Origin of the sequence: Chryseobacterium ginsengisoli (assembly GCF_039542325.1) — a bacterium.
Taxonomy (GTDB): domain Bacteria; phylum Bacteroidota; class Bacteroidia; order Flavobacteriales; family Weeksellaceae; genus Chryseobacterium; species Chryseobacterium ginsengisoli.
In genome coordinates this window covers 719,952-743,255 of sequence record NZ_BAABHX010000001.1, presented here as the reverse complement: position 1 = coordinate 743,255, position 23,304 = coordinate 719,952, and the positions used below count along the sequence as shown (strand labels likewise).

The 23,304-nt window shown below is 33.1% G+C and carries 23 protein-coding genes and 1 riboswitch; of the genes, 14 read left to right on the top strand and 9 right to left on the bottom strand.

Annotated features, from left to right (window positions below; translation table 11 throughout):
- Positions 1 to 41: 41 nt before the first annotated feature.
- From ABD940_RS03470 to ABD940_RS03460, 3 genes are all read left to right on the top strand, one after another.
- Positions 42 to 1,463 (top strand): CCA tRNA nucleotidyltransferase, encoded by a 1,422-nt coding sequence (locus ABD940_RS03470; RefSeq protein WP_345200334.1) that lies wholly within the window; start codon positions 42 to 44, stop codon positions 1,461 to 1,463.
- A gap of 246 nt (positions 1,464 to 1,709) precedes the next feature.
- Positions 1,710 to 2,690, top strand: a complete 981-nt coding sequence (locus tag ABD940_RS03465) for a hypothetical protein (protein WP_345200333.1) — start codon at positions 1,710 to 1,712, stop codon at positions 2,688 to 2,690.
- Positions 2,650 to 5,010 carry a hypothetical protein gene (locus tag ABD940_RS03460; RefSeq protein ID WP_345200331.1) on the top strand — a complete coding sequence of 787 codons (2,361 nt, stop codon included), beginning with the start codon at positions 2,650 to 2,652 and terminating at the stop codon, positions 5,008 to 5,010. Before ABD940_RS03465 ends, ABD940_RS03460 begins: the two co-directional genes overlap by 41 nt.
- 98 nt (positions 5,011 to 5,108) lie before the next feature.
- Here ABD940_RS03460 and ABD940_RS03455 read toward each other — a convergent pair whose 3' ends face one another.
- Positions 5,109 to 6,149, bottom strand: a complete 1,041-nt coding sequence (locus ABD940_RS03455; protein WP_345200330.1) for a hypothetical protein — start codon at positions 6,147 to 6,149, stop codon at positions 5,109 to 5,111.
- Positions 6,150 to 6,161: 12 nt separating this feature from the next.
- On the bottom strand, positions 6,162 to 7,988 hold the full coding sequence (locus ABD940_RS03450; RefSeq protein ID WP_345200329.1) for a TonB-dependent receptor plug domain-containing protein: 1,827 nt from the start codon (positions 7,986 to 7,988) through the stop codon (positions 6,162 to 6,164).
- Between the two features lie 30 nt (positions 7,989 to 8,018).
- Positions 8,019 to 8,194: riboswitch (cobalamin riboswitch) on the bottom strand.
- Between the two features lie 95 nt (positions 8,195 to 8,289).
- Here ABD940_RS03450 and ABD940_RS03445 point away from each other — a divergent pair.
- The gene (locus ABD940_RS03445; protein ID WP_345200328.1) at positions 8,290 to 9,309 is read left to right on the top strand and encodes an RDD family protein; all 1,020 of its coding nucleotides are present in this window, start codon (positions 8,290 to 8,292) and stop codon (positions 9,307 to 9,309) included.
- 7 nt (positions 9,310 to 9,316) lie between these two features.
- Here the strand turns inward: ABD940_RS03445 and cdd are convergent, their stop codons facing one another.
- On the bottom strand, positions 9,317 to 9,799 hold the full coding sequence (gene cdd / locus ABD940_RS03440) for a cytidine deaminase (protein ID WP_345200327.1): 483 nt from the start codon (positions 9,797 to 9,799) through the stop codon (positions 9,317 to 9,319).
- A 102-nt stretch (positions 9,800 to 9,901) separates the two neighbouring features.
- Here cdd and ABD940_RS03435 point away from each other — a divergent pair, with 102 nt between their 5' ends.
- Genes ABD940_RS03435 through ABD940_RS03425 form a run of 3 tightly spaced genes read left to right on the top strand, consistent with a single transcriptional unit; the run spans position 9,902 to position 11,632 of the window.
- Positions 9,902 to 10,954, top strand: coding sequence for an NADH:flavin oxidoreductase/NADH oxidase (locus ABD940_RS03435; protein ID WP_345200326.1), 1,053 nt, complete (start codon positions 9,902 to 9,904; stop codon positions 10,952 to 10,954).
- A 30-nt stretch (positions 10,955 to 10,984) separates the two neighbouring features.
- A complete protein-coding gene (locus tag ABD940_RS03430) occupies positions 10,985 to 11,275 on the top strand; it encodes a DUF2752 domain-containing protein (RefSeq protein WP_345200325.1) in 291 nt (96 codons plus the stop codon).
- Positions 11,276 to 11,302: 27 nt separating this feature from the next.
- Positions 11,303 to 11,632 (top strand): CCC motif membrane protein, encoded by a 330-nt coding sequence (locus tag ABD940_RS03425; protein ID WP_345200324.1) that lies wholly within the window; start codon positions 11,303 to 11,305, stop codon positions 11,630 to 11,632.
- Between the two features lie 124 nt (positions 11,633 to 11,756).
- On the opposite strand, the gene ABD940_RS03420 is transcribed toward ABD940_RS03425, so the two are convergent.
- Positions 11,757 to 13,295 (bottom strand): endonuclease, encoded by a 1,539-nt coding sequence (locus ABD940_RS03420; protein ID WP_345200322.1) that lies wholly within the window; start codon positions 13,293 to 13,295, stop codon positions 11,757 to 11,759.
- 259 nt (positions 13,296 to 13,554) lie between these two features.
- Here ABD940_RS03420 and ABD940_RS03415 point away from each other — a divergent pair, with 259 nt between their 5' ends.
- Complete coding sequence (locus ABD940_RS03415; RefSeq protein ID WP_345200321.1) at positions 13,555 to 14,364, top strand: T9SS type A sorting domain-containing protein; 810 nt, start codon at positions 13,555 to 13,557, stop codon at positions 14,362 to 14,364.
- A gap of 117 nt (positions 14,365 to 14,481) precedes the next feature.
- Here ABD940_RS03415 and ABD940_RS03410 read toward each other — a convergent pair whose 3' ends face one another.
- Positions 14,482 to 15,066 carry a YciE/YciF ferroxidase family protein gene (locus ABD940_RS03410; protein WP_345200320.1) on the bottom strand — a complete coding sequence of 195 codons (585 nt, stop codon included), beginning with the start codon at positions 15,064 to 15,066 and terminating at the stop codon, positions 14,482 to 14,484.
- Between the two features lie 148 nt (positions 15,067 to 15,214).
- On the opposite strand from ABD940_RS03410, the gene ABD940_RS03405 reads away from it, so the two are divergent.
- Positions 15,215 to 15,529 (top strand): hypothetical protein, encoded by a 315-nt coding sequence (locus ABD940_RS03405; protein WP_345200318.1) that lies wholly within the window; start codon positions 15,215 to 15,217, stop codon positions 15,527 to 15,529.
- Between the two features lie 60 nt (positions 15,530 to 15,589).
- Here ABD940_RS03405 and ABD940_RS03400 read toward each other — a convergent pair whose 3' ends face one another.
- Together ABD940_RS03400 and ABD940_RS03395 are read right to left on the bottom strand one after the other, a co-directional pair.
- On the bottom strand, positions 15,590 to 16,120 hold the full coding sequence (locus ABD940_RS03400) for a DUF4136 domain-containing protein (RefSeq protein ID WP_345200317.1): 531 nt from the start codon (positions 16,118 to 16,120) through the stop codon (positions 15,590 to 15,592).
- Position 16,121: 1 nt separating this feature from the next.
- On the bottom strand, positions 16,122 to 16,304 hold the full coding sequence (locus ABD940_RS03395) for a C1orf53 family protein (RefSeq protein ID WP_029294953.1): 183 nt from the start codon (positions 16,302 to 16,304) through the stop codon (positions 16,122 to 16,124).
- 40 nt (positions 16,305 to 16,344) lie between these two features.
- Between ABD940_RS03395 and ABD940_RS03390 the strand changes: the two genes are divergently transcribed.
- From ABD940_RS03390 to ABD940_RS03370, 5 genes are all read left to right on the top strand, one after another.
- A complete protein-coding gene (locus ABD940_RS03390) occupies positions 16,345 to 16,671 on the top strand; it encodes a hypothetical protein (protein ID WP_345200315.1) in 327 nt (108 codons plus the stop codon).
- 188 nt (positions 16,672 to 16,859) lie between these two features.
- Positions 16,860 to 17,768 carry a 1-aminocyclopropane-1-carboxylate deaminase/D-cysteine desulfhydrase gene (locus ABD940_RS03385; RefSeq protein ID WP_345200314.1) on the top strand — a complete coding sequence of 303 codons (909 nt, stop codon included), beginning with the start codon at positions 16,860 to 16,862 and terminating at the stop codon, positions 17,766 to 17,768.
- 16 nt (positions 17,769 to 17,784) lie between these two features.
- Entirely contained in the window at positions 17,785 to 18,843 is a 1,059-nt protein-coding gene (locus ABD940_RS03380) for a glucosaminidase domain-containing protein (protein ID WP_345200312.1), read from the top strand.
- Between the two features lie 92 nt (positions 18,844 to 18,935).
- On the top strand, positions 18,936 to 20,219 hold the full coding sequence (hemL, locus tag ABD940_RS03375; RefSeq protein ID WP_345200311.1) for a glutamate-1-semialdehyde 2,1-aminomutase: 1,284 nt from the start codon (positions 18,936 to 18,938) through the stop codon (positions 20,217 to 20,219).
- A gap of 154 nt (positions 20,220 to 20,373) precedes the next feature.
- Positions 20,374 to 20,664, top strand: coding sequence for a hypothetical protein (locus tag ABD940_RS03370; protein ID WP_345200310.1), 291 nt, complete (start codon positions 20,374 to 20,376; stop codon positions 20,662 to 20,664).
- Between the two features lie 54 nt (positions 20,665 to 20,718).
- Here ABD940_RS03370 and ABD940_RS03365 read toward each other — a convergent pair whose 3' ends face one another.
- Both ABD940_RS03365 and ABD940_RS03360 read right to left on the bottom strand, forming a co-directional pair.
- Entirely contained in the window at positions 20,719 to 21,870 is a 1,152-nt protein-coding gene (locus ABD940_RS03365) for an autotransporter outer membrane beta-barrel domain-containing protein (protein WP_345200309.1), read from the bottom strand.
- 214 nt (positions 21,871 to 22,084) lie between these two features.
- Positions 22,085 to 23,296 carry a hypothetical protein gene (locus ABD940_RS03360; protein WP_345200308.1) on the bottom strand — a complete coding sequence of 404 codons (1,212 nt, stop codon included), beginning with the start codon at positions 23,294 to 23,296 and terminating at the stop codon, positions 22,085 to 22,087.
- Between the last annotated feature and the right edge of the window lie 8 nt (positions 23,297 to 23,304).

The window sequence follows — 23,304 nt, the reverse complement described above, 5'->3', positions numbered from 1 at the left end:
TTTTTCATAGCTGAAATCTGATATTCACATCTTAAATAATAATGATAATCAATCTTAATCAAAATAAAAATCTAAAACTTTTCAAAATAATTTCTGAAGTTGCAGCCGGAAACAATCAGTCTGTGTACATTGTTGGCGGTTATGTGCGGGATTTATTGATGAAAAGAAAAGCTTCTACCGATATTGATTTTGTGACTGAACAAAGCGGAATTGAACTTGCCCAAAACGTAGGAAAAGAAATCGATCCTAAAATGAAAGTTTCTGTTTTCAAAACGTATGGAACAGCGATGATCAAATATAAAGATCTTGAACTGGAATTTGTCGGTGCAAGAAAAGAAAGCTATTCTGAAGACAGCCGAAAACCTGAAGTAGAAGGCGGAACGATAGAAGACGATCAAAAAAGAAGAGACTTCACTGTGAATGCGATGGCAATTTCTTTAAATAAAGACAATTTCGGAGAACTTATCGATCCTTTCAACGGAACTGATGATCTTGAAAAGGGAATTTTGAGAACTCCTTTGGAACCTGCTCAAACATATTCTGATGATCCGTTGAGAATGATGAGAGCAGTTCGTTTTGCTTCAACTTTAAATTTTAAAATAGAAGAAAATTCACTGGAAGCAATCAAACAGGAAGCGGAAAGAATCAAAATTGTTTCGATGGAAAGAATCATGGTTGAATTTAATAAAATCATGCTTTCAGAAAAGCCTTCGGTTGGATTAAAATTGATGGCAGAAACGGGTTTGATGAAATTAATTATCCCTGAACTGGTTGATCTGAAAGGAGTAGAAGAAGTTGAAGGACAAACCCATAAAGACAATTTTTACCATACTTTGGAAGTCGTTGACAATATTTCTGTGAATACAGACAATTTATGGCTTCGCTGGTCTGCGTTGCTTCATGACATCGGAAAAGCTCCGACAAAAAAATTCGTTGAAGGAACGGGTTGGACTTTTCACGGACATGAGTTTTTAGGTTCAAAAATGACAAAAACATTGTTTCAGAGGCTGAAGTTACCATTAGGAAGCGACATGAAATATGTTCAGAAAATGGTAAAACTTTCGTCCCGTCCTATTGCTTTGATTACAGATGATGCTTCGGATTCTGCTTTGAGAAGATTGCTTTTCGACGCCGGAGAAGATATGGAAGATCTGTTTACGCTTTGTAAAGCTGATATCACAACCAAAAATTCCAAAAAACAGGAAAAATTCAAGAAAAACTTTGAATATGTTGCTGTTAAAATCAAGGAAGTTGAAGAAAAAGATCAGGTAAGAAATTTCCAGCCGCCAATTTCAGGAGAAGAAATTATGGCAATGTTTAATCTGAAACCTGGACGTGAAATCGGGATTTTAAAGGAAAAAGTGAAAGAGGCAATTTTGGAAGGTGAGATTGGAAATGACAGTGAAGAGGCCAAAAGTTTTGTGATTGCAGAAGCTGAGAAATTAGGTCTGACTTTAGCATAAAATTATATTTTTAAAATAAAATTATAGAGCAATGGATTTTTATCTGTTGCTTTTTTTTAGGCTTACAATTAAATTATAATGAAATCTTAAAATTTTGTTAATAAAATCTTAAAATTTGCATGAATTTTGCTAATACATTTATCAAGTGTTTAGTTCAGTTTTTGTTTAATATTTAAAATTTTATTGGTGAAAAAAATCTTTTTATTTCTGCCTCTTCTTTTTCTTTTTTTATCGTGTGAAAATAAAGTGGAAAAGGTGGATCGTGCTTTTTATTATTGGAAAACAGACGGTTATTCAATTTCAAATCAGGAGAATCAGATCTTAAAAGATCACGATGTAAAAAAGCTTTATATTAAATTCTTTGAAGTGGATTACACGGAAGCAATGGGTAATTTCCCTATTTCTAAAACTCAGATAAGCGTTCCTTCTTATCCTTCCGAAAACAGTATGATCAATTGTGAAATTATTCCTGCAATATATATTAAAAATATTGTTTTCAAAAAAAGTGCTGAGAAAGATCTTGATAAATTGGCAGATAATATAAATTTTTTGATCAGTAAGTTTACAAAAGAAAAATTTAATGATATAACTATTTCTGAAATCCAGATCGATTGCGACTGGACTGCTTCTACGAAAGACAAATACTTTTATTTTCTTAAAAAATTAAAACCTCTTGCTCAGAAAGAAATTTCATGTACATTGAGGTTATATCCGTATAAATATCCCGACAAAATGGGGGTTCCGCCAGTTGATAAAGTAACTTTGATGTGTTACAACCTGATCAATCCATTGGAAAATGATTCGAAAAATTCGATTTTGGATCTGGATGAGCTTAAAAGTTATCTGAACACAGACAAAAAATATCCGCTTCATATGGATGTTGCGCTTCCTTTGTATTCGTGGATGCAGATTTATCAGAACAATCAGTTTACCGGAGTTTTGTATGATGGAAATGAACTGAAAAAATATCTTAAACCAACAAAACCACTTTGGTATGAAGTCACAAAAGATACAACAATTGATTACAAAAATTATCTGAGGGTAGGAGATAAGATAAAATATGAAGAAATAACAGCTTCTAAAATCGATCAGGCAATTGCAATGATTAAGAAAAATGTAAAGCTTGATAAAGAAATTACCGTAACACTTTTTCATTTAGACGAAAACCAGTTAAAAAATTACACAGATGCAGAAATTAACCATTTTTACAGCGATTTTACTAAGTAATTTTCTTTTTGCGTGTGGTTTTTATCCGTACGGAGAAGATGTAAGATTTCATTTTTTGAATCCGGATTATTTTTCTTACGAGAAATACAGTTCATTTTATTATTCATCATTAAGTTTTGGTGATACATCTTACTATTCTGATTCTAAGGTTTTTGATGCTCAGAATGAAGAACTTTGGAGAAAATACTGCAACAATAAAGTTTCTGTGGAAGATATTACAGAAGTTCTTTGGAATTACGGTTTTTCGGATATTAATTCTAATAGCAGCAATCTTTTCATTCAGTATTTATTTAAAATTAAAGATACTGAAGCTATTGATTATTTAAGATTTGCTAAAAACTGTGAGTTTTTCAATACTTGGCAGGAAGATCCTTGGGAAAGAAATCAAAATACAGTTAAGACAAACAGAAGTGTAGTGTTAAATAAAGCGATCACATTAGCCAATACTGCAAAACGACCTGAAATAAGAAAAAGATATGCATTTTTAGCGATTCGTTTGGCGTTTTATAATAATGATATGAAGCAAATCAATTCGATGTATGGAAAATATTTTTCTGTTGATCGATCTGATGATATTATTGATGTTTGGGCTTTGTATTTTAAAGCGATTGCAGAAAAAGATCTGGTTCTCCAAAATGTTTATTTTGCCAATGTTTTTGCCAAATGTCCTGAAAAACGTTTTGTTTCGTGGCAATATTTTAATTCAAAAATACCTGAACAGAATGTTTTAAATTATGCTAAAACAGATGCAGAAAAAGCCAATATTTTATTAGTTTATGGTATTTATAATTCCGGGAAAAATCTTGATAATTTGAAACAGATTTACGCCCATAATCCAAATGCTGAAGGATTGGGCTTCTTACTTTCACGGGAGATCAATAAATTGGAAGACTGGATTTATACACCTTATTATACCTTATTTGATCCTTCTATAGTATTGTCGGGATACGCGATGAAAGATGACTCTGAAAGTGAATCTGTACAAAAGGTTTTAAAAAGATCAGAATTTGACAGGGAATATGCTGCGGAAATGTTGGAGTTCATTAATTCTGTAGATTTTTCTAAAGTTAATAATCAGGATTTCTGGAAGTTTGCAAAAGCCGAACTTTTATTAATGACAAAAAATTATAAAGAAAGTTTACAGCAAATTTCAGCTTTGGAAAAATCTTTGGCTGTGGATTCAAAAATTCGTGAAAATCTAGACCAGATCAAAACATTGAATCTTTTTGCAGATCAGATTTATGGGAATGCCATAATTCCTGAAGTTACTAAAGAAATTATTATAAAAAATAAAAACGACAAACGCTTCATTTTCGCATTGGGAAGAGAATTGGAATATCTCGGAAATACAGATGATGCAGCGCTTTTGTATTCATCTTTGGATAGACCGGAGTCGGAAAACGATTATTTTATCAATAATTTTGTTTATTATAAGTCTTTAAAAAACAGAAATCAGACTTACTCAGATTATTTTGTTGATTCGTTCAATTATTTAGATGCAGTTTATACGCCGGAACAGCTATTGAGTTTCATTAAAAAAGCGCATAGTATTGAAGGAAAAACAGATCTTTTTTCTCAGAATTTTAAGTTAAGAAAATCTTCCTTTCAATCATTGTATGATTTACTTGGAACAAAATATATGAGACAGGATAAACTTAATGTAGCTTTAAATATATTTCAGAAAGTCGGAGTAGAATATTATAATGATAAATATTCGCTTTGGGAAAATGATAAAAATGAATATAGCTACAGCGATGTGATCTTTGATGAAAATCCATTTTACAATTTAAAATATACTCCAGATTTTATTCCTGAAAAAGAACAATTCAGATTAAATAAAATTTCTATCACACAGAAACTGATCGAATATAAAAATAAAGCTGATAATTCTAAGGAAAAAGACCGTGATTATTACTACTTTTTGGTTGCCAATTGTTATTACAACATGTCTCAATACGGAAATGTATGGATGATGAAAAGGTATTTTAAAGGTTCAAGGAATTTTTCTATTCGGGATGATAATGAAGAATTTAATTCTTCCAATCTTGCAAAATTCTATTATGGAAAAGCTTTTGAAAATGCCCGAACAGATAAATTTAGATCATTATGCCTAAGAATGCAGGGAAGATGCGAAAACAATAAGCTCGATTTTGAACAGGAAAAAAGAGAAAATTACTTTTATCCTTCTGATAATTATGTAGATGAAAGATTCGAAAAGAATGCTTATTATCAAAAACTTAAAAAAGATTATCCTGATCAGTATGAAGACATGATCAGCGGATGCGAGTTTTTTACATCTTATTTCCAAGCAAGAAGATAAAAAAAATCCGGGCTGTCATTTCGAAAAACAGCCCGGAAAAAAAACACAAATGATGAAAAAAAATAAAAAATTATATTGAATGCCGAAGCATTAATTTCTTAGTTCCAATACGTTGCATTTGAACCTTTACCTGCTGTAAAAGTTTTAATGATTGATCCTGTAGTAGAATATACCGTGATTTTACTGTCTTCAGTAAATCCGTTTGCATCTGAAACAAAAATTCTGTCATTTACAACACTGAATCCGTATAAATTAGAATATGGATCAATACTGTTTGCAACTGTAAACAATGGAGTAGAAGGCATTGCTGTCGCAGTCAGATCCATTGCGTAAACTTTAAGACCTGAAGAGAAATACATCTTACCTTTTTCTATTTCAAGGTTTGTTGCATCAGTAATTCCGGTTAAAGTAAATGTTTTTGTGATAGCACCTGTGCTTGAAATTTGATAAATATAAGAATCCGCAGTTCCTGCAGCAATCGCGTAAACAGATTGGTTGTAGGTAATCATTTTGTTGATATTTCCACTTGGTAAAGTGATCGTAGATTGTACTTCATTGTTTGAAGTTGTGATATAAGAAATTTTATTTCCGAAACCAAAAGAAGCATTTTGTACGAAAAGATTATTTCCAACTTCTACAATTCTTTCAACACTATCCGTAAAATTAATTTTTTTAACGAAAGACAGATCTGAAGATTTATAAACACTCACATATTTGTCACCTCCGTATTTATCATTCGTTACATAAAGATTATTGTTGGCAAAAGCCATATAACGAGGTGAATTTAGATTAGAAGTAATTTCACCAACTTTTTTAAAATTATAACGGTTTACGATCTGAATTTTATTAGAGTTATTTAATAAAAGATAAGCGTTCTCACCATTGTATGCGATAGTCTGTAAAACATCACCCAAATTCGAACCTCCGTTGTTGCTTGAGAAAATGTTATCTTGTTTTATGCTTAAATCCGAACTTACATACGTTACATCAGCATTTGGTTTTCCGAAGTTTCCTTCATTAGCAATCAGGAAGCCATTTCCGTAGTACATTTCCTGATTTACATCATTATCACTATTACAAGAAACAGTGAAAAGCAATGCAGAAGCAAAAGCAATTGTTAAAAGTTTAGTTAATCTCATATCTTTTTTAGTTTAAAAATTTAGGGTTGCGTAAATACTGTAATTTCTTTTCGGCATCGGATAATAGGAAACCGTTTCGTAGACAGTATTTGTAATATTATTTACTTTAAATCCTAAAGTATATTTTTTAAGAAGAGTTGCGGAAATTCCTATATTCATTACAAAATAAGGGCCGATCGCATCCGCTTTCTTTTCATCCGTTGTCGTATAAGTTAATCCGTTGAAAAGTCCCTGAACATAAATTTTCAGGAAATCATATTGATATTCAATGTTTCCGTTCGCTTTATGGATCGGAACATACATCATTTGAGTATTTTTTTCTTTGTTGATCGATTTTGCGTAATTATAACTTGCACTTAATCTTATACCGTGTTTTCCAAAGTTTTTATTAAAGTTGATCTGGGATTCCAATCCGTAAGACTCTACTTTATAGGTATTGAAAGGAGACCAATATCCATAAGGTGTCGGAAGCCAGTTGATATAATTTTTAATATGCATATAATACGGACTCAAAGTAATTTTGAAGTTTCCAAAACTGAACTCGTGATCCATATCTACATTCGTAGAATATTCAGGAAGTAAGTTTAAATTTCCACCCGGTTGCCAGTAAAGATCATTAAAAGAAGGATATCTGAAATTCCTCGAAAAATTTGCTCCGACGTGATACCAGTTTACAGCATTCCATTTCCCTGAAAAAGAATACAGGAATGGCGATTTTATTCCTTCAACAAAATCTTTTTTTGCTCCGGCTTCTATACGTAGATCTTTTGTGAAAAAATACCTTAGTAAACCGGCAACAGAACCTACATTTCGGCTGATGTCTCCAATTCCCGACTGATAACCTTTACCTTTATTCACTTGAAATTCTCCAATAGCATTGAAATTAAGTTTCGGTGTGATAAAGTAATTGAAATCGTCTTTAAAAATATAATTCTTTCCTTCCGCACCGCTTTCTTTCGGTTTGTCAATATCTCCAAAATATTGGAAATTATCTTCTGTGTAAGCGGCTTTTAAACTGTTGGAAATTTTACTTTTATCAATATTCCATGCAAGCAAACTCCTTAATGTCTGAGAATTGTATTTTGTTTTATTTCCGTTTTCTACAAAAATAGGGTAGTATTGCGAACCGTCAAAAATTTGGTTTTGCCACGAAATTGTCTGGTGATCTGCAATTTTATAAGCTGTACCGACGTTAATAGATGTATTGTAATATCTTCCATTTCTGTTGATATATTCTTTTTCCGGAACTTCATAATCATTCTGGCTGATTGAATAATTTCCTGAAACCTTGAAGCTGAATTTTTCATTACTGAAAGAAGCTTTCGCAAAATTATTAAAAGTGCCGAAAGAAGCTACTTCAGAAAAAAGAGAACCATTAAATCCTCTATTAAAATCCAAATTATTATTTAAATGGATACTTCCGCCAATTGCAGAACTTCCGTACTGAACACTTCCTCCACCTGATTTCACTTCAAGCTCATCATACCCGAAAACCGGAATATTATTCACATCACCCTGTCCCAGAAACTGAGAATTTATATTAATTCCGTTCCAGACAAAAGCTGTGTGTCCTGCGCTCGTTCCTCTGAAAGAAGGCGATGAAACTGCACCACGACCATTTTCTTTTATATAAACCGGAGACTGAAAACGTAATGTTTCAGAAAGGTTGGTAGAATTTTTTTCTATGTCTTTAGAGGTAATAGTATTGACTTTATGAAAAAGTTTTACCTTATTCATTTGGCTGTCAAAAATATAAACAGTGTCAATAGTTTTCTCTTGTGCGAAAAGAAAACAACCGTAAGACGAAAAAAGCAGTACTAAAGATCTTTTTATATCCATTATCTTTTACTTTTCCTCCGAAAGCAATATTTATTTGGTTAGATTTTGGCAGGTCTCCTGACTTTCGCTTTCTACACCTTCCCGTTTTCACAGTGGTTTTTCGTAGAAATCTTTATTGCGATCTACAGTTGCGGGGACAGTTTGGGGGTTTCACCCAATTCCCTTTTCATTCCAAATGATTGGAAACCAAAATTTTTGCAAATATAGGGTTTTTAAGAGAAAAATTATTTTTTATAGATAATTGATTTAATCAGGCGATATCAATTTCATTAATAAATTATATTTTTACGCAAATTTTTATATGGAAAAAAACTACTTTAAACTGATTTTCGTTGTATCGCTGGTCATATCTGTAATGGGGATATTTTCGGAAATCTTTGATTATTTTAATTTTACAAATTACAAACCTGGTACAATTAATATGATTATTCAATATTTTTTGTGGATTTTCAGAGTGATATATGTTTATATAGGTTTTGAACGCTCTTCACTAAATGTTTATAATCTCATTTTCTATATTCTCTTATTTTTCGGAAGTATCTTTTTCTACATATCAAAAGGAAAAGAGCTTAGATTAATTAGATTTTTTTATTCTGTTTCAGTAATTTCTAATATATTTTTGTTATTGCAATTAATCTTAGGAAATACGGTTTTTAAAAAAGATTTTAATATAGATGCCGAATTTCAGACCATGATGTATATTCATAAAATTATAGGCTTTTTATTAACCATATTTGATGTTGCTTTAGGATATAAATTATTAAAATTTATGGGTTTAGGAACAGAATTAGATACTTTTAAAAAACAAAATTCTGACATTATAAACGTTACTGAAACACCAAAAATAGATCGATTTATACATTTGTTTTTTGATACCATGATCATGGTTTCTTTGATGTTTGGAATTTTTGGACTTATGATAAACTATTACAGATATCAAACTAACAGAATTCCTGACTGGCTGATTAACAGATTTGTAATTACGATCTTTTTCGTCATCATAAGATTTACATATTATACGTTTTTTGAAAGAATTTTTGGTGCTACACCCGGAAAATTTTTAACAAATTCAAGAGTTATTACTCTGAAATCTGAAATCCTAGATACAGTAAATATTTTTGAAAGAACATTCTACAGGCATATTCCCTTCGAAGCATTTTCATTTTTTGGAAAAAAAGGATGGCACGATTCTTTTTCAGAAACATATGTTGTGAAAGAAAAGAGCAGTAATGTAAAAAGTAGTTATATTATCTGGGCATTTATTCTGTGCCTTGCTATTCTTTGTTTTTATCTCTACGAAATTTTTATTGATAAATCCTAACCAGTTATTACAAAAACGTCGAATCAAAATAAAACGGCAATAGATCCTTAATTGCATGAACTTTTACAACTTCCTCGTTCATGCTTGAAAAATAAAGGTCGATATTTTCGTTTTGTTTTGTTTCGTATTCCATTAAACTTTGTCTGCAGGCTCCACAAGGTGGGATCGGCGGGTTTTTCTCATGAAATTCTTTCGGACCTCCGACTACAAAGATTTTTTTGATTTTCACATTCGGGAAGTTGGCTGCAATCCAGAAAAGAGCTGTTCTTTCCGCACAAAGTCCGGAAGGATAAGCTGCATTTTCCTGATTGTTTCCGGAATATATTTCACCGTTTTCCAATAGAACGGAACATCCTACCCAAAAATTGGAATAAGGTGCATATGCATTTTCGCGAGCCTCTTTAGCTCTTTCGAATAATTTTTTTTCTATATCGCTCAGTTCACCGCTATTCTTAAAATATTCGTAACTGATTTGAGTTTCTTTTTTCATATATTGTGGATTAAAAAAAGGGGGATAAATTTACTTCTTTTTAATGAGGTAGGCAATATTATCTCATCCTTCAAAATTTTAACAAAAATATTCAAATCAGAAATGTTATATACTCCAATCAAATTCAGAAATGTTGAGTTGAAAAACCGTTGGGTAATGTCTCCAATGTGTATGTATTCCAGTGAAAATGGTCTTGCCAATGACTTTCATTTTGTTCATTACGGAAGCCGATCTCAAGGCGGAACAGGTTTAATCATGGTGGAAGCTACAGGTATAGAACCTCGCGGAAGAATTACCAATCACTGCATGGGAATCTGGAATGACGAACAGGCGGAAAAACTTCAGCGAATCGTAGAATTTGTACATAAAAATTCAGAAAGCAAAATAGGAATCCAGATTGCACATTCGGGAAGAAAAGGTTCAACATGGAATAATCTTCAAATTCCGATTGAAGAAGGTTGGGAAACGGTGGCGCCAAGTCCAATTCCTTATCATCCGACAGAAAGAATTCCTCACGTTTTAACGATTGAAGAAATCAAAGAACAGGTTCAGAATTTCAAGGAAGCGGCAAAAAGAGCTGTAAAAGCAGGTTTTAATGTTATTGAAATTCATGGAGCGCATGGTTATTTGGTTCATCAGTTTTTATCACCGCTTTCGAATATCAGAACAGATGAATACGGTGGAAGTTTTGAAAACAGAATCAGATTTTTAATTGAGATCGTTGATGCTGTGAATGAAGAACTAAACGAAAATGTTGCTTTATTTGTAAGGATTTCGGGAACAGAATACGCTGAAAATGGTTGGGAAATTGAAGACAGTGTTGCTTTGGCAAAAATATTAAAAGATCACAATGTTGATTTGGTTGATGTTTCGAGTGGAGGAAATATTCATGGCGTAAAAATTCCGCTTTTTGACGGATATCAGGTTCCGCTTTCTTCTCAGGTAAGAAATGAAGCAGAAATCAAAACAGGAGCGGTTGGATTAATTAAAAAAGTATCTCATGCGGAAGAAATTCTTGAGAAAGGTGATGCCGATTTAATTTTTATAGCAAGAGAAATTTTACGAAATCCATATATTGCAGTTCAGGGTTCTTTTGAAATGAAAGAAGAATGTTTTTTTCCACATCAATATTTAAGAGCGAAGATTTCTTCTTAATTTTTATATATTTGAGAATCAAAATAAAATATGAAAATAGAAGACTTCATGCTGCCTTGTCCAACCAAGAAATTTCTTGGGATAGATTGCTTCGGCTGTGGAAGCCAAAGAGCTATTCTGATGGTTTTTGAGGGGAGATTTGCAGAAGCTTTTCACATGTTTCCGGCAGTTTATACGCTATTGTTATTTTTTGGTGCGGTAGCTTTAAACTTTATAGATAAAAAAAGAAATTATGGTAGTTTATTGATTTCCTTAGCGATTATTAATTCAGTTATCATGGTGGTTTCTTATTTTTACAAACATCATATTTTCATACATTAAATAAACAAAAACATTAAAATTATAACTATGAATCAAAAATTACCAAACGCAACAGTCGTTTTAGTTTTAGGAATTGTATCTATTGTAACATGCTGTTGTTATGGGGTTGTAGGTCTTATCGCTGCAATCATCGGGCTTGTTCTTGCGAATAAAGATCTTGCCTTATACAAGCAAAATCCAACAGAATACAGTAATTACGGAAATCTGAATGTAGGAAGAATACTTTGTATTGTCGGAATCGTTCTGAATGTACTTTCTGTAATTTACTACATTTATATCATTTCGTCTGTAGGAATGGATGCACTTTCAAATCCTGAATTGTTACAAGAGAGAATCAGAGATCTTCAGGGACAATAAAAACTTAAATAAATAAAAAAGACCGCCAATTATAGCGGTCTTTTTTTGTGAAATTTCAGAATTAAACCAAAAAATCCTTCTCTCAAACGAAAGAAGGATTTTAAATTTATTTAAATGCTTTAATTTACTTAACAATAAACTTTAGCGTAGAAGCATCTAATTTTAATAGATAAACACCTTGTTCAAGATTTTTAATTCTAATTGAATTTTTACTGTTCTTAAAAGGTTGATCAATAGTTTGTACAACTTTTCCTTGAAGATTATAGATCTCAGCTTTTTTAATATTTTGAGTTTCACCTTTCACAAAGATTTCATTATTTGAGATAGGGTTTGGTGAAATCTGTAACGTATTTTGCTCTAAACTAAGCTCAGAAGAAACATTTTGAACCTGTCTCGAAGTCCCTGAATAACATGTCCAGCTTAGATTATCAATTGCTACTCTGTTGCTTGTTGAGGTATTTTCCAGTTCCACAACTACATTTCCTGAAACATTGATATTGCTAATTGTAGTAGTTGTCGCATTCGTATTGTAAGGAACTGTTCCGACGGTCGTTCCGTTTACTTTTACATTGAAAGTCCCATTTGAACCTGTAAATTTCAATTGAGTTGTCACTGTCAATGAACCGATTCCGTTTGCTGAGCTGCTTGAAGTTAATGCTCCGTCTCTTACTGTAATTGCTTTCGTAGAAATTGTTTGATCTGTTCTTGCATCTGTCGCTGTCCAGTTGATTCCACTATTAGACCAGGTTCTTGTTAAATAAGAAGCTGTACTTGCTGTCGGAATAGTTTCAAAAGTTTCATTGGCACAACCTGTTGAAGTTGGAGGAGTAGTTGTTCCGCCGCCTCCTGTAGAGCCAGATCCCCAAATCTGATTCACATAATTTGGATTGTCGATGAAAGGATTTCTGTTTCCTTGATACGTGTAAGTAGCATTATTTCTGTTGATTTCTGCCTGAGAAACAGGATCCTGATTATGCCAAGACAATAAAACATTCAGTTCCCAAGTCTGTAATCCAGGAAAAGTTGTATTTCCTAACATATTTCCTGACGAAAAAGTTGAAAGCTTACTTTGATATCTTGTCACAAAATAAAAAATCATTCTTGCAACATCACCTTTGAACTCATCGATAGGCTCGAAAACCGTTCCCGCATATCCTGAAGAAACAGAATTTCCAAGTTTTGAGCCGTTTTTAGAAGTGAAAGTTGCCGTTCCTACTTTTCCGAAAGGATAATTAGAACGCATCCCGTTTACTTTTCCGTCTGTTGCTCTGATGAAATTGATGTCGGAAACCATCGGCGAAGCTTCATTAAATAGGCTTTGAGGAACAATATGTTCTCTGTTGTAGCAATTTCCTTCTACAGAATAAGTTCCACATTGGTTTGTTACGGGAGTAAATTTGTAAGGATCGGCTCCGACTGGTTTTTCAGAGTAAATATCTAAAATAGAACCGTCATTCTCGTAATTTTTGTCGATGTCGGTGGTTTTATAACCTGTCCAAAGTCCGTTGTAACCTTTGTCTTGATGACCGTTTGTAATAATTGTGCTTAAAGCTGTTTTCAAAGAAGCTCCTGATAATCCATTTGCTGAATTGTAGTATCCAGCCGGAGCTTGAGCGTTTGCTAAAATCGAAGCAAATGCTAAAAGTAGTAATGGTTTTTTCATGTCAATATTTTAAGTTGGTAAGATTAGTATAAATTTAGGAATAAAAAATTACGGAATTGTTAAATTTCAATCTTCAATGAATTAAGTTGAATTCCATTATTGCTTCATTATGAAATATTGATAATGAAAGTGCCTTATATTTATAATATATCCGAATTAATTCAATATTAAGCTTTTATTAATTGATAAATATCATTAAATTTTTAAATAATCTCAATAATAAAATGTGCTATTTTTGTGTTTATTATTTTTATTTAGAATGATTAAAAATTTATATTTTAAAATTTGTCTTCCTCTTTTGGGGATTTTGGGTGGAATTTCTGCGAATGCTCAATGCAGTGCTGTAAGCAGTTTTTCTGAGAATTTTGATGCATACTCTTGTTGTAATATGGGAGTGGTTCCGACTTGTTGGGACAGTGTGATTTTAAATGGAGCAAGCCAGATTATTTCTTCGACTTCTCCGGCTTCAGGAACGAGTCAGATCTACCAGTTTGGATATGGAACGGGAAAAGTTTCTATCGTTATAATGCCGCCGATTTCAAACATCAATGCGGGAACTCATCATCTGAAAGTGAAAATGAAAGCCAACTCTGCAGGTTATCTGGAATTTGGTTATATCAAGGATAATCTTCCAGACACTTTTGTAGTTCTTCAGGGAATTAACATCAATAACACAAGTTACAATGATGTCGCTGCACAAAGAACTTTTACAGTTCCGACTTCGGTCCCGGACGGAACAAGATTAGCGATCCGTAATCCGGGAACTTCTTTTGCAGGACATTATTGGGATGATGCAGTTTGGGAACCTATTGTAAGTTTAGGAACTAAAGAAAGTGATGTTTCATCTGGGATAAAAGTGTATCCAAATCCTTTTAACGACATTGTAAATATTTCCGATATTAAAAATGTGCAAACGATTACAATAAACGATGCCGTAGGAAGAATCATAAAAACACTTGAAAAGCCTGCAACAACGCTACAATTGAATGATCTACAAAAAGGAATTTACTTTGTGACTTTACACTTCAAAAACGGAACGGAAAAGTCTTTTAAAACAATCAAGAACTAATTTTTTTTAAATTTAAATCCGAAAAGGTTGTTGATTTTATTAACAGCCTTTTCTATTTTAATCAAAAAAGCCAACACAAAATTTGCATTGACTTTTCTGTATATAATTGGTTAATTTTTATTTAGCTTTAGTATTTAATGCTGTATCAGCAATTTTGCTTAATAATTTATCACAGTTTTTTTCTTCTTTTAAGGTAGCCATGAAGTTCTTCAAGCACTGCTTTTCTTTTAAAACTTTAGCAAAAGCTGCAAGAGTTCCATAAGTTGCAATTTCGTAATGTTCAACTTTTTGGGAAGCTGCAATGATTCCGGCATCACGAATTGCACCGATCTGTGTTTCTTCCATAATGCTTTTGCCTTCATCTAGTAAACCTTGCATAGCATCACATTTTTTAGCTTCTGCTTTCACGCCGATAGATTTGAAACATTCTTCAAGCCTCATCACATGAACTTTGGTTTCTTCAAGATGACTTGCAATTGCTTTTTTAAGCTCAGGATGAGTGGCATTCTTTTCCATTTTCGGTAAAGCTTTTGTTAATGCTTTTTCTGCCCAGTAAATATCTTTCAAAGCATCTTCAAATAAATCCTGAAGATCTTTAGCTGCATCTTTTTTAGCAGGAATTTTTGAATTTGTCTTTGCCTGTGCTTTTTTTACAGTTGTTTTTGAAGCCGTTTTTTTCGGTGAAGTGGTTTTAGTTGCCATAATATTATATTTTTAATGATTTAATAGTGTTTTTAATGGTATCCAATTATAAGACCAAAAGCAGATTCAATTTTATTAATTGAAAACTTGTGGTATATTTTAAATTAAAATTGGCAGATATTTTGTCTTATTCTATAAAATCACCATTATGAATAATAATATAAAAATCGCTTTGGCATTAATTACGGGAGGAACAATAGTTTATTTAAGCCGTAAAATAAAAAATAGGAGAAACAAACCTGCTACTTTTACAGCGTCCGATGGAAATACCTATAAAAAAGATGAAATGTATTTTACTTCCGATGGAAAAGTTTATAAAAACGGAAAAAAACTACATTTTAAAACGCCGGAAATTAATGAAGTAGCTCCAAAAACAAATTTTAAATACGAAACGGCACCACAAAACTACGATGCTCAACCAAAAAATGTGGATTATCATCAAAAAGGAATCAGACATCATTAATAATTAAAAAAGTCAATGCAAAACTGCATTGACTTTCAATATATTTGATCAATTAAAATCTTATTTTCCCTTTTGTGGAGGGTAATTTTTCATGATTTCTGCTACAATTTCAGGGATTTGTTTTTGTTTAGCTTTAGGACGGTCTACAGAAATTCCGCTCCCGATTCCCTGCCAAACCAATTTGTTTGATCTTGCATCTACCAAATCCACGATAATTGCTCCTTCATTATAATTGCTTGTCCATGTTCTGTTCATTCCGACACCCCATCCGAAAGGACCGCCCCAACCGTACATTCCGTAAGGAGAATTGTTGGTGATATCAGTCACTTTTTTGTGGTTTGCTTTTACATTTACGATCAAATCAGGATTTTCTCCCGACTGAAGACCTTTGCTTTGAAGCTGTCTCGACAATTCGTTCAAAACTCTGTCTTTATCAATGTCATTTAATTTTAAATCATCAATTCTTAATTTATAAGTTTTATATGAAGTAAAATTTGCCGTATCAGCATAATCAGAACGTACGTTGAAAGGACTACAAGATGTTAAACCCAAAGTAGCCGAAGCTAACAAAATAAAAATATATTTTTTCATTTTATTTATTTTTTTTATCGTTTTTAATGAATGTATCGGTCTTTTTATCGTATCCGTAAGGACAATGTCTACAGCCACTTTTACAGCAATGTCCTCTTTTCAGATGAAATTTTTCTGTAAAAACCTTGTACCCTTGCTCGTTGTAGTAAAAGTCTTCACCTTCTTTGATGTCAAAAAGTGCCATAAGTTAAATCTCTAAGTCAAAAAACTTTATATTTGTTATTATGATAATTGTATGCCAAAAGCCTTTAAAAATATTAAAAATTAATGGCATTGCTCTTTTCCCTTTCATATTGATTAGGAGACCCGAAGATAAGAAAAATAAGATATTGATCAATCATGAAAAAATCCATTTGAAACAACAATTGGAAATGTTGATCATTTTCTTTTATATTTTTTATGTCATTGAATATTATTACTGGTTTTTTAAACTGAAAAACGGTTATCAGGCTTACAAAAGAATCTCCTTCGAAAGAGAAGCTTATGCCAATGAACATGATCTTAATTACCTTAGAAAAAGAAAATTCTGGCAATTTAGAAAATATTTGTAATTATTTTGTCATACGATAATAAAAATGCTTCGAGAACCTCAGCATGACATTCCTAATACTATCTGTTTATTAGTTAATGATATAGCGTTGTCATGCTGAGGTTCTCGAAGCATCCATTCGAATTGAAGGATTGAACAAATTTACAAAGTGAAAAAACATTAATTTTGTTAAATATGATTTAGGCTAAAATGTTACTACAACTCCCGACAGAAAAAATCCCCATTCAGGAAATTCCTATAGATAAAAATGTAAAACTTTTCATTAAAAGAGAAGACTTAATTCATCCTCAGATTTCAGGAAATAAATATTGGAAGTTATTTTTTAACGTTAATAATTATTTAGCTAAAAATCCTGAAAAACCTTACATTATAACTTTTGGAGGAGCTTTTTCAAATCATGTTTCGGCAGTTTCGGCAGTCGGAAACTTAGCGGGAATTCCAACATTAGGAATTATTAGAGGGGAGGAATTAAAAGATAAATGGCGCGATAATCCAACCTTACTTTTTGCAAAAAGAAACGGAATGAATTTACAATTTGTTACGCGGGAGGAATATCGACACAAAGAAAAATTAACCGAATTTTTACAGAAAGAATTTCCCGAAGCCTTGATTGTTCCTGAAGGCGGAACCAATGAAGATGCTGTTTTAGGCGTTAAAATGATGCTGAATAACGAAACAAAAGATTTTGATTATCTTTGCACCGCAGTCGGAACGGGAGGAACGATTGCCGGGATTTCGAAATATTGTGAAGAAAATCAGAAAGTTATCGGTTTTAAGGCGGTTGACGATGATTCACTTGAAAATAAAATCTTTGAATTAACCTTACGTAAAAACTTTAATCTAATAGATTCAGCTTTTGGAGGTTATGGTAAAATAAAAGACGAAAATATTCGTTTTATCAATGATTTTAAAGAGAAATACGGAATTCCGTTGGAACCGATCTATACAGGAAAAATGATGCAGAAAGTTTTTGAACTGATTGAAGAAGATTTTTTTCCTGAAGACAGCAAAATTTTGTGCTTTCATACCGGCGGTTTGCAGGGAATTGAAGGAGCAAATTTGCTTTTAGAAAAACAGAACAGAAATTTAATTATATAAAGTAAAATTGAAAAACATGAAAAGACTTTTCTTACTAATAAGCCTTTTAGTTTTATCAAAATTCTCAGCTCAGACTTGGGCAACTGAAGACCAATACATCCAAAAATTTGCAAAATATGCAGTGGAGGAGATGGAAAAATACAAAATTCCGGCTTCTATCACTCTTGCACAGGGACTTTTGGAAACCGGAGGCGGACAAAGTATATTGGCTCAGGAAGGCAAAAATCATTTCGGAATCAAATGTAAAGAAGATTGGACAGGAAAAACCATGAAACATACCGATGATGCTCCCAACGAATGTTTCCGTGTGTATGACGATCCGAGACAGTCTTACGAAGATCACTCTATATTTTTATCAACAAGAAAATATTATACAGGACTTTTCAATCTTGATATAAAGGATTACAAAGCTTGGGCAAATGGACTGAAAAAAGCAGGTTATGCTACAAATCCTCGTTATGCTTCCATTTTAATTGGTAAAATTGAACGTTATAAATTATACGAATTCGACAATACAAATTCAAAAGAAGCTTTATATGCCGTTTTGAAACTGTATCCAGATTTGAAGGACGACAGATCTTTCATGGCTCAGCTAGAACCTGAAAAATATACAAAAAAAGTGAAAGAGCCTGTAACAGTTGAGGTTCCTTATAAAGCCACTTCTTACGCTCAGCAGCAGAAAAGAGTGGAAAGAATTAAGACAAAAGCGGAGATTCTTAATTCAATTTTAATTAAAAGTCATCCGAATGACGGCTTAAAATATATTATCATTCCGGAAGATACGAATGTTCAGTTCATTGCTAAAAAATTCAAAATAAGCGAAAGTAGACTGATTAAATGGAATGAGCTGGAAAATGATGTTCTTCAAAAAAATGATATCGTTTTCCTTGAATCTAAAAATTCCGACGGAAATACAGCAACTTACAAAGCCGAATCCGGCGAAGATATGCACGATATCGCGCAAAAATTCGGAATCAAATTAAATAAATTATACGCAAAAAACAGAATGGATGAAGGGCAACAACCTTCTGCCGGACAATTGATTTATTTGATTGATAAAAAACCTAGAAACTAAAATTTGTTGTTGGATTTTGGTTGATAGTTGTTAGTTTTAAAACTGCAGAGAAATTCTATCAGCTAATTACCATCAGCGATCAACTTATAAAAATGAAATACCAAAGAAGTTCAGCTTTATTCGAAGAAGCTTACAAATACATTCCGGGAGGGGTAAATTCTCCTGTTCGAGCATTCAAATCTGTGGGAGGAGTGCCGGTTTTTATGAAATCTGCAAAAGGAGCTTACCTTACCGATGCCGATGACAACACGTATATTGACTATATAAATTCTTGGGGACCCGCTATTTTAGGGCATACTCACCCTGAAGTGCTGGAAGAATTGAAAATTCAGGCAGAAAAAGGTTTTTCTTTTGGCGCTCCGACAGAACTGGAAACTGAAATTGCAAAATTTATTACAGAAAATGTTCCGAATATCGATCAGATCAGAATGGTTTCCTCAGGAACGGAAGCTTGTATGAGTGCAATCAGATTGGCGCGAGGTTTTACAGGGAGAGATAAATTTATAAAATTTGAAGGTTGTTATCATGGTCATTCAGATTCATTTTTGATTAAAGCGGGTAGTGGTGCTGCAACTTTTGGAAATCCGAATTCTCCGGGTGTAACAGCGGGAACTGCAAAAGATACTTTATTGGCAAGATATAATGATTTTGAGCAGGTTGAAGATTTATTCAGACATAATCAGGGGGAAATTGCTGCGGTAATTATCGAGCCCGTTGCGGGAAATATGGGTTGTGTTCTTCCTGAAAATGAATTCCTACAAAAATTAAGAAAAATCTGTGACGAAAACGGAGCTTTATTGATTTTTGATGAGGTGATGACTGGTTTCAGATTGGCTTTTGGCGGAGCGCAGGAATTGTTTAATGTGAAAGCTGATTTAGTAACTTACGGAAAGGTAATCGGAGGCGGACTTCCGGTTGGTGCTTTTGCCGGAAGAAACGAAATTATGGATCATTTGGCTCCCAAAGGCGGTGTTTACCAAGCCGGAACTTTAAGTGGAAATCCTTTAGCAATGAGAGCCGGGTTAAAAACGTTGCAAATCATTAAAAACGATCCTGAATTTTTCAACAGATTAGCAAAAACAACAGAAACTTTAGATTTTGAAATCGGAAAAATTTTAAATGAAAAAGGAATCGCACATAAAATCAACAGGAAAGGTTCGATGATGTCTGTGTTTTTCCATATCAACAGAGTTTCAAATTTTGATGAAGCTCAGGAAGCCAATCATTCATTATTTAATAATTTCTTCCATCAACTGCTGCAGAATGGAATTTATCTTCCGCCAAGTGGTTATGAAACATATTTCATCAGCGATGCAATTAAAGATAAAGAGATTGATATGACATTAGAAGCTGTCAGAAAATTTGAATATTCTTAAAATTCAATCAGATATAAAAATTAAAAGGATGAAGTTTTGAACTTCGTCCTTTTTTTATTTAATAAATACAAAAATTAATATCAGATTTAACATAATAGTAAAACCAGAAATTTTTAATTAAAATACTTTTGAATGAATCAAAGTTATTTTAACCATGCAAAGAATTATTAAATCAGGAGAATGGAAATATTCAGGAAATACTTATCTGCCGATTCTTTTGGTAGAGGAGGATTGGGAGAATTTTCAAGGAAAAAATCAGAGTCGTTTTTCGTCTTCTAAGAAAGAGTTGGTTTATTTTCTTCATTTCGGAAAATATTTTATGAACGAAGAAGGAAATATTTTTTCAGATAGTTGTTCACAACCATTTTTGTCTATACAGGAAGCCATAAATTATGCAGAAAGAAATATTGAAGTACTGGATTGGAAAATAGAAGATCAAAAATAAAACGACATCAGAATATTTTCTAATGCCGTTTTTATATGAAATTTGATTTCTTTATTATTGTAAAGTAGACCAGCCAAGCGCCCAAGCCGGGCTCGCTGTTGCGCTTCCTGCACCAGTTGCATCGGCTTTTTCAGTGAAAGTGTTAGCTGCAATAGTCGTACCTGTTGCTACAACTTTATTAGTCACATTCGTGTCAAAGAAGACGTCTTCGATTTTACTTTGACCATTTATATAAGTTATCGTAGGTGTACTGTCAAGATTAAAACCATTTGCCCAGTTGGAAATAACGATATTTTTGAAACTTGCATAAGATCCTGATTCAAGTCTTATGGCATTAGATTCTCCAGTAGTTCCGCCCAGCAAGGTTACATTGCTAATGGTAGGTTTGGATATGGGAGTTGCAGCAATATTCGTAGCGTTATTAATTCCTTTGATTCCTGTATTTCCTGTTCCGCTTGTTTTTCTTTTAGTATAAATATTATTTCCTGTCCCGATCCATCCGTCTGTCCAGACAAAAGCATCATCTTCATTGCCAACCGAAACGATATTAGAAACATTTACCGTTCCTCCGTAAATCTGGATGCCGTCTTCAGCACCGTTTACCAAAGCTATATTTTCTACTTTAGTCTCGCTGCCTATACCAAACAAAGAAAGTCCGTTGAATTTTATACCTGTAGCAAAATTGATTCCTGCATTTTCGATTCTCACATAGGTTAGAGATCCTGAATTATCTGCTGCAGAAGTTCCTCCATAAGTGGAGTTTCCAATTTCAGAAGAGCTTGTAGTTCCTGTATTGATCGGAGCTTTTCCACAAATAATAAGACCGCCCCAAGTTCCTGTAGTCGCAGCCGATGATGTAAATGAAACAGGAGAATTTACTGTTCCGTTGGCGTATATCTGTCCACCTTGTTCTACTAAAATATATGATGCAGCTCCTGTTGTTGCTACGATCCTGGTTCCTGCAGGAATTACAAGTTTTCCTCCATCTTTAACTTTAACGGGACCATTAAGCACATAAACTTTAGTGGCATCAAGTGTTACAACCTGTCCGTTTGTGACTTCACCTTTAAAATTGCTTGGATCCTGAGCTATTCCTACAACGGCAATTGTTCCAGTCTCTTCGTCATCCTTACTGCATGAATGAATAACGAAAGAAGAACCTATAATGAACGCTGCAATGATTATCTTTAAATGATTTTTCTTCATAATATTTTAGATTTTACCTGTAAATAGTCACTTTTAAAAAAGCTATACTATTTGAAAAGACCAAATTACCATTTTTCTGTTTATTTCCCAATTCTAAATGTAGTAGAACGCTGTTTTTTATGAAATTTAAAGAGCTATAAATCAAAACTGCATCGGAAAGCAATTTCCGATGCAGTTTTTAATTTAATATGAAGAAACTAATTACTAATATCTTTTAGTTCATTGCATCTGTTGTATCAAAACTAGTAAGACCAGTCCATCCTTTAGCCCATTCAGGTAAAGCTGTTCCGCTTCCTGCACCTAATGCAGCAGTGTTTTCAGTATAAACTGAAGTGATATCAACAGTTGTTCCAGCTGTGTTTTTAGCTTTAGATTTTGTTGCAACGTTTACAAATCTTAAGTTTTTAATATAATTAGCACCTTGGAACCAAGTTAAAGTTCTGTCAGTTTCGAAATCTAAACCTGTTGAGTAGTTTGCTAAAACGATATTATCAAACTGACCGTTAGATCCAGCTCTTACTTTCATACCTTGAGATTCTGAACCTCCTGCGTTTCCTAAGAAAGTAGCATTGTTGATAGTAGGATTAGAAGCTCCGTTTCCGAAAGTTGTATTAGGATTTGTATCCTGAGTATCAGCTTCAATACCTCTGTTTCCTGGTTCAGCAGCAGTTTGATATGCTTTCATTCTTCCAGCGTAAAGGTAGTTTACAGTTCCTCTATAACCTTCAGTCCAGTCGAAAGAATCATCTCCAACACCAGTTACTACAATGTGATCAAGATTTACGTTTCCACCGAAACACTCAACACCATCATCAGCTCCAACAGTTACATATACATAAGAAATTGTAGTTCCGCTACCAACTCCGAAAAGAGAAAGTCCGTTGAATTCTTTTTCAGGATTATATTTGAATCCACTGTCTTTAATTACAAGATATTTGATGATACCTGAATTGTCAGCAGTGTTTGTACCTCCATAAGTTAAATCTCCTAATTCAGAAGTTGATGTACCTGCAGAAGTTCTGTTTGAAGGAGCGTTACCTAAGATAACAATACCTCCCCAATGTCCTTGCTTGTGAGCTGTACCTTCGAAAGTTACAGGATTTGTAGCAGTACCGTTAACAAAAATTTTACCACCTCTGTCTACGATAAGGTAATTTGCACCTTCTGCAACAGTAACTCTTGTTCCTGCAGGAATGATAAGGCTTGCACCGTTCTCAACAGTAACTTTACCTGTAATTGTATATACTTTAGAAGGATCTAGCGTTACTGTAGTTCCAGCAGCAATGCTTCCTTTGAAGTTACTTGGATCAATTGATGAGATTGTATCAGTAGAATCGTCATCAGAATTGCTACAAGATACTGCAACTGATGAAAATGCCGCAGCTAATGAAAAGAAAAGAGCCGCTTTTAAAATTGTTTTTTTCATAACTTTTA